Source organism: Bradyrhizobium sp. 14AA, from assembly GCF_054185205.1.
The window spans coordinates 154,665-168,465 of record NZ_JAVAYM010000018.1; the positions used below are offsets into that span (position 1 = coordinate 154,665).

Below are 13,801 nucleotides of genomic sequence, written 5' to 3' on the forward strand. Positions count from 1 at the left end.
GACCCCAGACGGCCGCTTCGCAATAGCGGCCGCCTCGCAAATAGGAGTCAAAGCCCGGGCGTGCCCGGGCTTTTCTTTTGCCGACTGTGGCGGAGTTCATAGTTGGCCGGGGCACGACGGCGCAATCCTCCTTGCTACCTCGGCGCGATCTTGGGTGAAATACATCCATTACTTTCACGATGAAATCACGGATCGAATTTAAAGGATGCAACCCGAGGGCGGGCTTAGGCATCCCCCCTGAATTTTCGGAGGAGTCCATGACGCACCAGGACGGGGCGCTGCATCGCGGTCCTGCAGGGCCGGACCATACGCACGATGATCCAAAGGCCGCGGCGAATGCACCTGACGCACGGGCGCAGAGGCGCAAGCTGGTGCTGTTCGCCGACGGCACGGGCAATGCGTTCACAACGCAGGAATCCAGCGTCTGGCGTCTCTATGAGGCACTCGACCACACCCAGCCGGACCAGATCTCTCATTACATCAAAGGCGTCGGCACTGCGGGCTGGGCGCCGCTCGCCGCCCTCGACGGCGCCACCGGTTTCGGCGTGCCCAGCAACGTCCGCAAGCTCTATCGCTTCCTGTGCTGGAATTGGCGCGAGGGCGACGAGATCTACATCTTCGGCTTCAGCCGCGGCGCCTTCACCGCGCGCACGCTGGCAGCGCTGATCGCAAGCCAGGGCCTGGTGCCGGCGGACATCAAGGGCGAGCCGGTCTCACATGCCGAGATGGAGCGCAACGCCATGTCCGCATGGCGGGAATACCGCAAGGAATCGGTGGGCTATCGCAGCCTGCCGACGATCTGGATTGCGCGCTGGATTCGCGACTTGCTTCTCGTCATTTACCATTTCGTCTGCTGGCACCGCTCCTATTGCACGGTCCGCAAAGCCATGGCCGGCCGCAAGAACGTCGAGATCGAATTTCTCGGGCTGTTCGACACGGTCGAGGCTTTCGGCGTACCGATTGAGGAACTGCGCGTCGCTATCGACTGGGCAATCTGGCCGATTTCGTTCCGCAATCACCGGCCCTCGCGCAAGGCGAAGCACATCTGTCACGCGCTCGCGATCGACGACGAACGCACCACCTTTCATCCGCTGCGGATCGACCAGAGCCGTCTAGCGACTGACCAGACCGTCAAGGAGGTGTGGTTCGCGGGTGTCCATTCCGACATTGGCGGCGGCTATCCGGAATCCACCCTCTCCTTCGTTCCGCTGGTGTGGATGACCGAGCAGCTCGATGGCCAATTGCGATTCCAGAAGGGCACGATCGAGCGCTTCCGCGAGTATCAATCGGCGATCGGGCCAATGCACGATTCACGCGGCGGCGCCGCCGTGCTCTACCGCTACGGTCCGCGGCCGATCCTCGAAGGCGATGCGAACGGCGGCACACCGGTGGTTCACTTCGCCGTGGTCGAACGCATGCTGTTCGGATGCGACGATTATGCGCCGATCATGCTGCCGGCGAATGCGCGGGTGCTGATGCCCGACGGAAGCATCAGGGAACTCACCAATGGCGGCGCGCACCAGGCCATGCACGACGCCTATGTGAAGAAGGCGAAGGGCCCGATAAGCAAGGAGGAATCCGACGCCTTCACTGGGATGAAAGCGCCGGACGCGGACATGGCGAATCTCGCGCGCGGTGCCGTGTGGTGGCGACGCGTGGCCTATTTCTCGCTCCTGATCATGACGGGCATCATTGCGGCCTGGCCGTGGATCGCTCACAAGATCATAGATGCATCCGGCAAGAGCCTGCGCGAGACTGTCAGCGACATCGACTGGGGCTTCAGTGCCGTGCTCGGCTCCATCGCGAACCTGCTCAAGAACGTATTGCCCTCCTATGCAGCGCCATGGCTCAATATCGCACTCTATTATCCCGTCGCGACCTCACTCGTCGTGCTCGTCACGTGGTGGGTCTGGAACATCAACGCCTCGCTACGTGATGGCATCAAGGAGCGCGCACGGCTCGCCTGGTACCGGCCGGAGCGCAAGGCGAGCGAAAAAAACCTCAGCCGGATGAGCCCGTTGTTCACGTTTGGCGGTTTGATGCAGCGAAATGCACGGTGGATGAGCTTTCCGTTCACCAAGATCATCTTTCCCATCGTCTCCATCGTCGCCATCTACGCCGCGGCCGTGCTGATCGCCTCGAGCAGCTTTTTCACCTGGCGCGTCGCGACCGGACAGGTTTGCGAGACCCCGGAAACAAGAGCCGCAGAGGCGAAGAAAAAGGGAGTGAATGTCGCGACGGACATTCCGCCGGCCAAGCCGGTGGGCGACAATGCGCTTCCCGCGACCGAGCTGTTCAACGTCAACCAGTTCTGCTGGGCAAGCAGGCTCACTGTCGAGAAGGGCCGCAAATACCGGGTCTGGATCGATATCGACCAACGCTGGTTCGACCGCACGATCATGACCGGCGTCAACGGATTCCAGACCTACGAAAACCACCACTACCTCGCTCTTCCGACCCGGCGAATGCTCGGCGCGGACTGGTTCCAGCCGGTCGTACGCGTTGGCGAAAAGGGCCTGAACGATCAGCCGCTGCAGGCCGTGAACGTGATGTCGGCAGATGAGCTGCCGCGCCGCATTGACCCGACCCGTCCCGAGGAAAATGCTCAGGATGAGCTGAAGAACAGATATCCCGTCCGCATCGAAAACACTGAGGAATCGAGCACGGACGATGCAACGAAGCTGACGATACTCAAGGCGGATATCGCTAGGATGGGCACATTCGATGCGCTTCCGCCGGACGAGACGGCGCGCAAGGTATGGGACACGCAGAAACTTGCAGACCGGATGGTGGCCGAATTCATCGCACCTGATTCCGGCGAGTTGTTCTTCTACGTCAACGACGCCGTGCAGATCGTCCCGGGCTTCCTGAGATGGCTGGTCCCGGCGAAATACGCCGACTATTTCGGGCCGGACGAACAATACTACAAGAACAACAGCGGCACGGCGCGGATCAAGGTACAACGTCTACCCGCGCCGCCGACGCCATCGGCCGCTGCAAAGCAGTAGGCGCCGTCCACGACGGAGCGGAAGAGTGGCAATGCGCCCCCATGATTATGGGTGTCGTAGCCTGTCCGCTGCGGCTAAGCTGACCTCGCGCCGCGGGGGACACGCGGTTGCGGGACGACGATCATGAGCGAACAGGGCGAGACGGGTGAGGCCATCACCATCCTCCTCGTCGAGGACGACGCGCCGACCTGCTGGCGGCTCCAGGATGCGCTGGTCAAGGCCGGCTACGAGGTGCGCACCGCCGGCACGCTCGGCGAAGCCCGTTCCGCCCTCGCCGGCGGCGCGCCGCGCGTGCTGCTGACCGACCTGCGGCTGCCCGACGGCCACGGCATCGAACTGATCCGCGAGACCCGGCAACGCTTCCCCGACACCGAGATCATGGTGATCTCGGCGCTCGGGGACGAGGAAAGCGTGATCTCCGCGATCACGGTCGGCGCCACCGGCTATCTCCTCAAGGACGCCTTCCCCACCGACATCGCCACCACCGTGCGCGACCTGGTCGCCGGGCATTCGCCGATCTCGGCCTCGATCGCCCGCTTCATCGTGCGCAGGACACAAGGCGCCGCGCAGAATGCGGCGGAGCCGCCGCCCGGGCCCGTGCTCAATACGGCCAGGCTGACACCGCGCGAGATCGACATCCTCTGGGGCATCGCAAAAGGCTTCAGCTATGCCGAGATCGCCGGCCATCTCGGCCTGTCCAGGCAGACCGTGCCCGGCCACATCAAGAACATCTATCGCAAGCTCGAGGTCCACACGCGCAGCGAAGCGGTGTTCGAGGCGGTGCAGCAGGGCCTGATCAAGCTGTGAGCGAGATCGCGGCGAAGGCACCGACACGCCCGCGGCGCCGCCTGATCGTGTCGCGCCTCGTGCCCTATCTGCTGCTCCAGGCGTTGATCGTGATCGCCACCATCCTCGGGCTGCGGCTGCTCCAGCCCAGCGACCCCGACGATTTCGCGGTCAGCGGATTTTCCCTGCGCGAGGACGGTGTGACGCGCCCGGTCACCTTGCCGCATTTCACGTCTTCGCGCTATTCGCTGGCCGATCCTCCGCTCTATACCGGTGCCTTCACGTTCCGGCGCGACGAAGCGGCGCCGGGATGGTCGGTGTTCCTGCCACGCTTCAGCAACGCCGTGGAGGTCGCCGTCAACGGCGTCGTCGTGCTCGACTCCCGCCGCGATGCCAACGCCAACCGGCCCGACCGCAACACACCGCAGATCGCGCTCATCCCGGCTTCCTTGCTGCGCGACGGCAGCAATGAGATCACGGTGCGGCTGTTCGTATGGGGCCCGTTGAAGGGCTTTCTCGACACCGTCTATGTCGGACCCGACACAACCCTGCGGCCGGCCTTTGAAACGCGCACGCTGCTGTTCGTGACGCTGCAGGTGGTGTTCTCCGCATGGCAGTCGATCCTCGCCGTCATCCTCGCGATCATGTGGCTGATGCGGCGGCGCGAGCCGGTTTACGGCGTGCTCGCGGTGGCGATGGTGCTCGGCGTCGTGCAGGCCTTCGTCCCACCGCCGGTGCCGCCGGCCACCACCTCTCGGCTTGCCGCGGTCCTGCTGGCGTCGGCGCCGACCGAGAGCGCGCTGATCGTCATGTTCGGCGTGCTGTTCTTCGGCTGGCGCTGGCCGCGTTACGGCACGCTGCTGTTCGCTCCGGGCCTCATCGTGTTCGTGGTCGGGCTGATCGCCGGCCCGCCGCTGCCGCGCATTCTGTTTCTCATGCTCGGCATTCCCACCGTCGGAATCTGCCTGTTCCTGATGGCCTGCGTGACCGCGACCGTGGTGGTGCGGCGGCAGGACGCGGCGAGCTTCACGATCGGTTGCGCGGTGACCATCGTGCTGACCTGCTGGGTCCACGACATGCTGTCGGTGTTCGAGATCGTGACCAACGAACGCATCTTCGTCTCGCGCCTGTCCTATTCGGCGATGCTTGTCGCGATCGGCGCCGGACTGACCTGGCGCTTCGCCCGTGCGCTGAACCAGGTCGACAGCTTTGCCGGCCAGCTCGTGATGCGCGTGCGCGAGGCCGAGGAGCGGCTGAAGGCGAGCTTTGCCCGCGAGGAGGAGCGCGCGCGCGCCGCCGCGCTCGCCAACGAGCGCACGCGCCTGATGCGCGACCTGCATGACGGCCTCGGCGGCCAGCTCATCAGCATCGTCGCTCTGTCCGAGCGCGGCCATGAGGGCGCGACCATCACCGACGCGGCCCGTGCCGCGCTGAAGGATCTGCGCCTCGTCATCGATTCCATGGACGACATCGGCGGCGACCTCATGCTTGCACTCGGCTCCTGGCGCGAACGCGCGGCGGCGCAATTGCGGCCCCACGATATCGTGCTCGACTGGCGGGTGACGACGCCGCAAGGCCTGCCGCTGCATCCCGAGCTGCGGCCATGGCACGTCATCCAGATCGTACGTATCCTCGACGAGGCCGTGACCAATGCGGTCAAGCACGCACAGGCCCGCCACATCGCGGTCACCATCGAGACATTCGAGGAGGCCCGGGGGCCATATGGCGTGATCAGCGTTACGGACGATGGCCGCGGTTTTGCGTTGGCCGGCAATTGCGAGGCCGCGAGCGCGGGTCAGACCGCGCGTGGCCTGCGCAACATGAGAAGCCGCGCCGTGCGCTGCGGCGCGCTGCTCGATCTGAGTTCGGATGCCTCCGGGACGCGCGTGCGGCTGCAATTGCCGCAGCGTTTCCCCGACAGCGACGCCGCCGCGGGTTGAAAAGCCCCCTCCCCGAGGTGTGGGACGCTCGGAGAGAGGGAACGGGCCGGATTGTTTGCCTGCGGAGGACGGGGGGGTTCGTCCGCAAGGCTCCTTTGCCCGAAACGATGCAATCGACTTAATGCAACGAGATCGTCAGCGGACGCCGACGCGATTGACCGGACCGCCGCGGTTCATCGGTGTGCCCGCGCGCACGCCGACACCAGGCGCACCGACACCGGGTGTCGCGACCGCAGCGGCAGCGACCGGGGCTCCCGGCGCGACCACCACCGCCGCCGTCGGCCGCACCACGCAGCCCTTGGGCACGCCGACCGTCTTGCAATAGACCACCGCCTGCGCCGGGCTCGTGCCCAGCGACCGCCAGCGTCACGATCGTCAGCCCGGCGCTCAGCGCTCCCGCTCTTTTCGACATCTTGCTCTCCTGCTTCCCGTTCGGCGGCCCGATGCAATCACCGGGTTTCGCAGCCGACGTGCAGCCTGAATGGCAAAAGACGGCGCACGGATACATGCCATGAAGATGGGGGTGCCGCGGCCGGGAGGGCGAGCCGATGCCATGAACATGGCATGGACCGGCAGCAGGCCTCCGCGAGATGGTCCGGCCTGCTCGATCCCAAGCCGGACCCACGAGATTCCCAAGAACGACATTCCCAAAGAGGTGTTTTATGAAGACTTCGGTTCTTGCCGCGCTGCTGCTCGCAGCCGCCGCCCTGCCCGCCACCGCGCAATCCGGTCCGACTCCTCAGGAGCAGATGGCCTGCCGCAGCGACGCCAGCAAGTTCTGCGCCGAACATATCGGCAAGCCGCCGCAGATGAATGCCTGCCTGCGCGAGAACAAGACGAAGCTCTCCGACGGCTGCCGCAAGGTGGTGGAATCGCACGGCGGTTGAGCCGGTCGTCATTCCGAGGCGATGGAGTCCGGGCCTTGCGTCCGGCGCGCGCAACCGGCGGCATGAACCGCGCCGCGGCCTCAGGCGCTAGTCGTCGTCAGATCCAAACAGCCTGATCTGCGGGAAGCCGCCGCGCGGGCGGCTCGCAACATCGCGCGCATCGGAATCCTCGCGGACGTTGCGCGCGATATCGTCCCAGTCGTTACGGTCGCGCATGCCACGCTCCTCGCGGGGATCGTAATGGCGACGTTCGGCCCAGCGCTCGCGGCGCTCCATCCGGCGCCGTTCGGACGCGGCACGCTTCACCTCGGAATCCCTGGCCTTGGCATAGGCGTTGTCGGGTGAGGACGGCCCCGTCGCAGCCTGTTGCTCCGCAGATCGTGCGCCTTGCGGAGGCAATGCGGGCGCCGGCTTGGGCGGCTCGACGGCGGCCGCTTGCGAGGGCTGCGGCGCCAGCGGTTCGGCATTCGCCTGAGTGGTCTGCGCGTCGGGCTTTGCGGCTTCAGGCTTTGCCTCGGCTTGCGCTGGCGCGGCGACTATGGTGCCGAAGGCCTGCGAGCCGGTGAGGTATTGCACGCGCTCGGACGGCGCCTTCGCCGCCGCCGTGGCGACGGCTTCAGCGCGCTGTGCCATCTTGCCGGTGTCGGGCCCCTGCTTGGGCGCGACCGGGTTCATGATGTTGCCGGCGACAATGCCGCCGCCGAGACCGATGGCGATGGCCGCGATGATGGTTCCGGCACCGACGAAATAGGCTGTCGAGGCGCGCATTCGTCCACTCCCTCTTTGGAGCGGGCAACGCCTGAAGATTGCCGGATGTTCCTGACAGCGCGGGGAACCCGCGCGTCAGATCTGCTGCGCGACCTTCTCCAGCCCGATGAGGCGGGCGAGCTTGCGCACTTCTTCCTTCTGGTCGTCGCGCAACTGGAACAGCAGCGGCATTGCGGCCGATTTCAACTGCTGGACCTCGTCGCAATTCGGATCGATCTGCGAGCCGGGCGGCGCGTTCGGATTCGACAGCTTGTTCGCCTGGATCTTGCGGGCGACGTTACGCAGCGCGGTCTCGACCGAAGGCCAGTAATATTCCTGCGACGACGACAGCTTCAGGCGATCCCTGATGCCCGAGATCTGCACGTCGGAGAGCAGCGAATAGGATTTCTGCGGCTGCGGCTTGGCAACGACCTTCGGCTTGGCCGGGACTTCGACGGCGGGAATGTCAGCGGCGGCGGGCGCTTCATTCACGTTCGCCGATGAACCCGCCCTGGGCATCGGGAAATCGGAAGGCGTTGCGGCGGCAAAGGCCTGGCGCAGCGGCTCAGTCAGCACCGGCGCCTGCGCGAGCCTGTCGGCGGGCACCTGGACCGGCTCGATCGCGGCCGAAGCCAGCGCCAGCGTCGGAACCAGACGGTCGGTCTTGGTGGCGCGGTTGGTCGCGAGCGGCTTGGGTGGAGGCGTCTGCGCGATCATCTCGGCGCTGACGCTGGGCACGCTGTCACGGCCGAGAATGGCGGTGGTGGCGGCTCCCAGGACGAGGAAACAGGTCAGCACGACAATGGTGATGGCTTTGGACAAACGTCTCTCCGCGCACAACTTCAAGTCCACGTGATCACTGCCCGGAAACTGGGCGGTAATTAAGGCTTAACCGTGCCAATGCGGCGACAATCGCGCGGACTGCGGCGACAGCGCCCGGAAAACTCAAGAAAATCAGGCAGCTGCGGCCAGATCGTAGGCGTCCTGGATGTCGGCCACGATCTCCGAGGCCTCCCAGACTCCGCGCGGCTCGACCGATTGCAGCGTCACCGTCCAGTTGCCGCCCCGGCGGGTGCGGGGGACACTGACGATGTCGAAGCGCACGTTGCGGCACAGCGGGTGGCGCGCCAGCGCGTGGGCGACGCGAACGCGGATTTCGTCCAGCGAAGCCGCCGTCTTGGCATTGAGAAAATCGTAGTCCATCGCCTGTCCCTCTCGGTCCTGATTGGCGGCCGTGAGGGGGATTCTTGGCGGGCGTTGGTTAATCTGCCGTTAAGTGAGGGGGCGCGGAGCCATGCGGGATTAACCGTGCTCCCCAGCCGCACCGCGATATTCGGCGAGCGTCCGCGCAACGAGATCGTCGGCCCCAGGCACGTCGGTCACCCCGGACGTCGAGTGCCCGCCGCTCCAGATATCGCGCCAGCGCTTGGGACGGTTCTCGCGCGCGGTCACATCGATGTCCTTGCCGATGTCGATCGCGCCGCGCGCCGGCAGATCGTCGGGATCGAGGCCGGCGGCAACAATCGAGGGCCTGAGCATGCTGGTCTGCAGGCCCGTGAACGCTGTGGTGAGCAGGATGTCGTCGGCACAGCTCTCGACCAGCATTCGCTTGTGGCGGTCGTCCGCCATGCTCTCCCGCGTCGCGATGAACTTCGTGCCCATATAGGCGAGATCGCAGCCGAGCACTTCGGCCGCATAAAGCGCAAGGCCGTCGCTGATGCCGCCCGCGAGCACGATGACGCCGTCGTAGAACGCGCGCACCGCGCGGACGAAGGCGAATGGATTGAGCCAGCCGGTCTGGCCGCCGGCGCCTGCGGTGAGCAGCACCAGCCCGTCGGCACCTGCTTCCGCCGCGCGTTCGGCATGGCGGATGGAAGCAACATCCGCCAGCACCAGCGCGCCGGCATCGTGGAGCGGCTTCAACACCGGCGCGGGCGAGCCGACCGAGGTGATGACGATCTCCACCTTGTGCCGCAGCAGCACGGCAAGATCCTGCTCCAGCCGCGCATTGGAGCGGTGCACGATCAGGTTGGGACAGTGCGGCGCGGCCTTGCGGCCGGTTTGATCTTCATGCTGACGCAACCGCGTCGCGATCTCGGTGAGCCACGCGTCGAGCTGGTCCGTGCTGCGGCAATTCACGGTGGGGAAGCTGCCGACCACGCCGTTGCGGCAGACCGCAACCATGAGCTCGACGCCCGACACCAGAAACATCGGCGCGGCGATCAAAGGCAAAGCGAGACGATCGCGAAAGCGTTGCAGTCGATCGGACGTCACCCAAATCTCCCTGTCACGCCGGCCTCCTGCGCGGGCTTTGTCGTTTCCTCCCGCGTTCCCTGTGCTAGCGTCGTCGGCAACATTGGCACGCCAGAAGCCGGTGACAAAGCAACGAGGAAGCATATGCCCGATCCGCTCCACGCATCGTCCCCGACTTGCGCGCAGACGCTACGGGCGCTGTCGCGCTATCCCGGCCGCACCGCGTTCGCCTGGCCCGGCGGATCGCTGAGTTATCAGGGCACCATCGACCTGATCGGGCGCATCCAGGGCGTATTCATGCGGCTTGGGTTGCAGCCGGGCGCGCGCGTCGCTCTCCTCACCGCAAACCGCGCCGATACCTGGTGCGCCGGCGTCGCGGCACAATTGTCGCGGCTCTGCGTCACCTGGCTGCACCCGCTGGGATCGCAGGAAGACCAGCTCTTCCAGCTCGAGGATTCCGAAGCCGAGATGCTGGTGGTCGATGCGGCTGCCTTCCGCGATCGCGGCGGCGAGCTCGCGGCGAAGGCGAGGACGCTCAAGGCGGTCTTCACCATGGGACCGGCCGACTATGGTGTCGACCTGCTGCAGGCGATCGAGATCGAAGGCCACGCCAGCCCGTTGTGCCTTGCCGGCGCCGACGATCTCTCGACACTGAACTACACCGGCGGCACCACCGGCAAATCCAAGGGCGCGCTGCGTTACCACCGCGAAAACAGCGGAGCGGCCGCCGCGATCCTCGCCGACTTCGAAATCCCGGAAGACGCGCGCTATCTCACGGTCGCCCCGATCAGCCATGTCGCGGGCACGAAGGTGCTGCCGACGCTGATGCGCGGCGGCACGGTGCACATGCTGAAAGGCTTCGATCCCGAGGCCGTGCTGGCGACGATTGCGCGCGAGCGGATCAATTTCACGCTGTTCGTGCCGACCATGATCTACGTGTTGCTCGATCAGCCCGCGCTCGGCAAGACCGACCTCTCCTCGCTCGAGCTCGTGCTCTACGGGGCGTCGGCGATGTCGCCGAGCAGGTTGGTCGAAGGCATCGAGCGCATCGGACCGGTGTTCTCGCAGCTCTACGGCCAGACCGAATGCTACCCCGTTTCGGTGCTGCGCAAAAAAGATCACGATCCGAAGACGCCGGAGCTGTTCCTGTCCTGCGGCTTCCCGATCGCGGCCTGCGAGGTCAAGATCCTCGACGACGACGACCAGGAGGTGAAGACGGGCGACGCCGGCGAGATCTGCGTGCGCGCTCCGCATGTCATGGCGGAGTACTGGAAGCGGCCGGACATCACCGCCGAGACGCTGAAGAACGGCTGGGTGCACACCGGCGACATCGCGCGCAAGGACGAACGCGGCTACATGTTCATCCTCGACCGCAAGAAGGACATGATCGTCTCCGGCGGCTTCAACATCTTCCCGCGCGAGGTCGAGGACGTGCTGTCACAGCATGCGGACGTGGCGATGGTCGCGGTCGTCGGCATTCCAGACGAGAAATGGGGCGAAGCCGTCACCGCCGTCGTCGTGCCGCGCGAGGGCGCAAGGCCTGATCCGAACGAGCTGATCGACCTGGTGAAGACGCGAAAGGGTTCTGCGCACGCCCCGAAGCAGATCCAGTTCGTCAAGCAATTGCCGATGACCGGCGTCGGCAAGGTCGACAAGAAGGTATTGCGTGCCGGGTTTTGGAGCGGGCGAGACCGGATGGTGGGGTAAATCCCCGGGGTTTTACGGTGTCATTGTGGCCCCGGCACCACAACGCGCGACGGAGTGCGCATTCGCGATGACCGCCCGATTGCACGCGAATCAGGGAATCAACTAGACCGCTGATGGGGCTGGGAAGCGGAGTAAGCAATGAGAGTCGCTTCCCTGGAAAGTGCAGTCGCCGCGGTCACCTTGATCACGGCTATCGTCGTGGTGCTGTGGGAGATCAAGATCTTCTACGGAATGTGAACTGGCAGGATGCCTCGTCGCACACGACCAAGCATCCCTTCCGCGGCGGCGGAAGCCTGCCGTTCGATCGGCTCACTGAGCGACCGCTGCAAAGGCCGTCCCGCTCACCGCTTCTCGATCACCAAACTCTGTACCGCGCGGCCGAAATAGCCTTGCCGGTCGGCGAGCCGCGACATCGCAAGGCCGGCGCCGTCGGGGCCGATCCAGGAGTCGCCGTCGAGCAGGATCCACTCGCCGACCGGCTGGCGCGCAAAGCTCACGGTGAGGTCGGCGTTGATGTAGGTCCAGGCCCGGAAGTCGAGCGTCGAGGCGGTGCCGTTGGAGAAGTCGGCCGCGACCACGGCGCGCATCGCCTGCGACAGCGCTTCGCCTTCGATCAAGGGGTGGTCGACGCGAAACCAGATTGCGCCGGCGCCGGCCTGGCCGAAGCGGCCGCGCGCGGCGCGCATCGAGACCGAACGCACGAACGGGCTGGTGGCGGCGTGACCGTCCTCGACCAGCGAGTCCTCGGGCGAGGGCAGCGTGACCGGCAGCTCCTTGACGCCGTCGGGCAGCGCCTGTGCCTGGCGCCGGATCTTCAGCACGGTGGCACCGACCACCTGCACGCCATCCGCGAGCAGCTTGATTTCGCAAAGCTGGATCTTGCGGCCCTCGCGCAAAATCTCGGTCTCGATCGTGAGCGGCGCCACCGGCACCGGGCGCATCAGATCGATGGTGACGCGCGCGATGTCCATCGCAACCGGCGTCGGAATGCGTTCAGCCGCCCACGTCACCAGCGAGGCCGGCGCCGAGCCATGCTGCATGCGCCTGTCCCAGGGACCGGCGGCGTCCGGGCTGGTGACGACGCTGTTGCCGTCGACGCTGAAGATGGGGGGCATGGTGCAGATCTCGGTTTGCGAACGGGCGTAGTTTTAAACCGCGGTGTCGTCCCGGCGAAGGCCGGGACCCATTACCCCAGGGGGAGGTGGGGCACAAAACTGGCAACCACGAGTCTTCGCCAAACTACTCCCTGTGGTTATGGGTCCTGGATCTGCGCTCCGCTCCAGACAACGCTACGCGTTGCCAGGAGCTGCGCTTGTCCAGGACGACGGAGGAAAGATACGCGCGCTGCAATCGCCGCCGCTCACAACGGCGGATCGATCGCCTCGTCGTATTCCTTCTTGAAACGCGCGATCAACTCGGCGGCGGGCAAGATGCCCTCGACGCTGCCGATGCCCTGGCCACTTCCCCAGATCTCCTTCCAGGCCTTCGGCTTGGCGCGCTCGCCGGAGGCGTCGGTGCCGAAGTTCATCTTGGAGGGATCGGAGGTCGGCAGGTTCTCGGGATCCATGCCGGCCGCGAGGATCGAGGGCTTCAGGTAATTGCCGTGCACGCCGGTGAAGAGGTTGGAATAGACGATGTCGTCGGCCGTCGAGCCCGCGATCATCTCCTTGTACTTCTCGACCGCGTTGGCTTCCTTGGTCGCAATGAAGGCCGACCCGATATAGGCGAAGTCGGCGCCGAGGATACGCGCGGCGCGGATCGCCTTGCCGTTGCCGATCGCACCCGACAGTGCGATCGGGCCGTCGAACCACTTGCGCGTTTCCGCGACGAAGGCGAGCGGCGAGATGGTACCGGCATGGCCGCCGGCGCCGGCCGCGACCAGGATCAGGCCGTCGGCGCCTTTCTCGATCGCCTTGTGCGCGAATTTCTGGTTGATCACGTCGTGAAAGACGATGCCGCCCCAGCCGTGCACGGCCTGATTGAGCTCCTCGCGCGCGCCGAGCGACGAGATGATCATCGGCACCTTGTACTTGGCGCAGAGCTGCATGTCGTGATCGAGCCGGTTATTCGACTTGTGCACGATCTGGTTGACCGCAAACGGCGCCGACGGCTTGTCGGGATGGGCGCGATCATAGGCCGCGAGCTCTTCGGTGATGCGCGCCAGCCACTCGTCGAGCAGTTCCGGCGGCCGCGCGTTCAGCGACGGGAACGAGCCGACCACCCCCGCCTTGCACTGCGCGATCACGAGATCGGGCACCGAGATGATGAAGAGCGGCGAGCCGATCACCGGGATCGACAGGCGCCCCCTAAACAAGGCAGGCATGGACATCGCGAGACGATCCTCTGTTGGCAGGTCAATGGAAGGTTGGGCGCCATACCAACAAGGCAATCTTTCCACTGTCAAGTATTGCGTTGTGACGCCGTCGGGACGCCATTGCCGCAATTCCAACCTGCGGAATTCGCCTTCCTGTCA

General features: G+C 65.6%; 11 protein-coding genes and 1 pseudogene. 5 read left to right on the forward strand and 7 right to left on the reverse strand.

Annotated elements, in window-relative coordinates:
• The first annotated feature begins 257 nt into the window (after positions 1-257).
• From RAD15_RS28535 to RAD15_RS28545, 3 genes are all read left to right on the forward strand, one after another.
• Complete coding sequence (locus RAD15_RS28535; protein ID WP_458181540.1) at positions 258-3,008, forward strand: DUF2235 domain-containing protein; 2,751 nt, start codon at positions 258-260, stop codon at positions 3,006-3,008.
• 123 nt (positions 3,009-3,131) lie between these two features.
• Complete coding sequence (locus tag RAD15_RS28540; protein ID WP_458181541.1) at positions 3,132-3,815, forward strand: response regulator; 684 nt, start codon at positions 3,132-3,134, stop codon at positions 3,813-3,815.
• On the forward strand, positions 3,812-5,734 hold the full coding sequence (locus RAD15_RS28545) for a sensor histidine kinase (protein ID WP_458181542.1): 1,923 nt from the start codon (positions 3,812-3,814) through the stop codon (positions 5,732-5,734). The genes RAD15_RS28540 and RAD15_RS28545 overlap by 4 nt, the downstream gene beginning before the upstream one ends.
• 135 nt (positions 5,735-5,869) lie before the next feature.
• Here RAD15_RS28545 and RAD15_RS28550 read toward each other — a convergent pair.
• Positions 5,870-6,146: pseudogene (locus RAD15_RS28550) on the reverse strand (hypothetical protein).
• A gap of 250 nt (positions 6,147-6,396) precedes the next feature.
• Here RAD15_RS28550 and RAD15_RS28555 point away from each other — a divergent pair.
• Complete coding sequence (locus RAD15_RS28555; RefSeq protein ID WP_458181543.1) at positions 6,397-6,621, forward strand: cysteine rich repeat-containing protein; 225 nt, start codon at positions 6,397-6,399, stop codon at positions 6,619-6,621.
• Positions 6,622-6,708: 87 nt separating this feature from the next.
• Here the strand turns inward: RAD15_RS28555 and RAD15_RS28560 are convergent, their stop codons facing one another.
• The 4 genes from RAD15_RS28560 to RAD15_RS28575 all read right to left on the reverse strand — a co-directional run bounded on the left by RAD15_RS28560 (position 6,709) and on the right by RAD15_RS28575 (position 9,642).
• Positions 6,709-7,389 carry a hypothetical protein gene (locus RAD15_RS28560; protein ID WP_458181544.1) on the reverse strand — a complete coding sequence of 227 codons (681 nt, stop codon included), beginning with the start codon at positions 7,387-7,389 and terminating at the stop codon, positions 6,709-6,711.
• Between the two features lie 75 nt (positions 7,390-7,464).
• Entirely contained in the window at positions 7,465-8,190 is a 726-nt protein-coding gene (locus RAD15_RS28565) for a hypothetical protein (RefSeq protein ID WP_458181545.1), read from the reverse strand.
• 132 nt (positions 8,191-8,322) lie between these two features.
• Positions 8,323-8,571: a hypothetical protein gene (locus tag RAD15_RS28570; protein ID WP_458181546.1), complete on the reverse strand. Its 249-nt coding sequence runs from the start codon at positions 8,569-8,571 to the stop codon at positions 8,323-8,325.
• A gap of 99 nt (positions 8,572-8,670) precedes the next feature.
• The gene (locus tag RAD15_RS28575) at positions 8,671-9,642 is read right to left on the reverse strand and encodes an NAD(P)H-dependent flavin oxidoreductase (protein ID WP_458181547.1); all 972 of its coding nucleotides are present in this window, start codon (positions 9,640-9,642) and stop codon (positions 8,671-8,673) included.
• Between the two features lie 123 nt (positions 9,643-9,765).
• Between RAD15_RS28575 and RAD15_RS28580 the strand changes: the two genes are divergently transcribed.
• On the forward strand, positions 9,766-11,328 hold the full coding sequence (locus RAD15_RS28580) for an AMP-binding protein (protein WP_458181548.1): 1,563 nt from the start codon (positions 9,766-9,768) through the stop codon (positions 11,326-11,328).
• A gap of 341 nt (positions 11,329-11,669) precedes the next feature.
• Here RAD15_RS28580 and RAD15_RS28585 read toward each other — a convergent pair whose 3' ends face one another.
• Positions 11,670-12,443, reverse strand: coding sequence for a thioesterase family protein (locus tag RAD15_RS28585; protein ID WP_458181549.1), 774 nt, complete (start codon positions 12,441-12,443; stop codon positions 11,670-11,672).
• Positions 12,444-12,688: 245 nt separating this feature from the next.
• On the reverse strand, positions 12,689-13,657 hold the full coding sequence (locus tag RAD15_RS28590) for an NAD(P)H-dependent flavin oxidoreductase (RefSeq protein ID WP_458181550.1): 969 nt from the start codon (positions 13,655-13,657) through the stop codon (positions 12,689-12,691).
• Positions 13,658-13,801: the final 144 nt, after the last annotated feature.

Excerpts from the sequence above, each read along its gene's own strand:
- RAD15_RS28535 (WP_458181540.1), top strand. The coding sequence starts at position 258 with ATGACGCACCAGGACGGGGCGCTGCATCGCGGTCCTGCAGGGCCGGAC.
- RAD15_RS28580 (WP_458181548.1), top strand. The coding sequence starts at position 9,766 with ATGCCCGATCCGCTCCACGCATCGTCCCCGACTTGCGCGCAGACGCTA.
- RAD15_RS28555 (WP_458181543.1), top strand. The coding sequence starts at position 6,397 with ATGAAGACTTCGGTTCTTGCCGCGCTGCTGCTCGCAGCCGCCGCCCTG.
- RAD15_RS28540 (WP_458181541.1), top strand. The coding sequence starts at position 3,132 with ATGAGCGAACAGGGCGAGACGGGTGAGGCCATCACCATCCTCCTCGTC.
- RAD15_RS28590 (WP_458181550.1), bottom strand. The coding sequence starts at position 13,657 with ATGTCCATGCCTGCCTTGTTTAGGGGGCGCCTGTCGATCCCGGTGATC.
- RAD15_RS28560 (WP_458181544.1), bottom strand. The coding sequence starts at position 7,389 with ATGCGCGCCTCGACAGCCTATTTCGTCGGTGCCGGAACCATCATCGCG.
- RAD15_RS28570 (WP_458181546.1), bottom strand. The coding sequence starts at position 8,571 with ATGGACTACGATTTTCTCAATGCCAAGACGGCGGCTTCGCTGGACGAA.
- RAD15_RS28585 (WP_458181549.1), bottom strand. The coding sequence starts at position 12,443 with ATGCCCCCCATCTTCAGCGTCGACGGCAACAGCGTCGTCACCAGCCCG.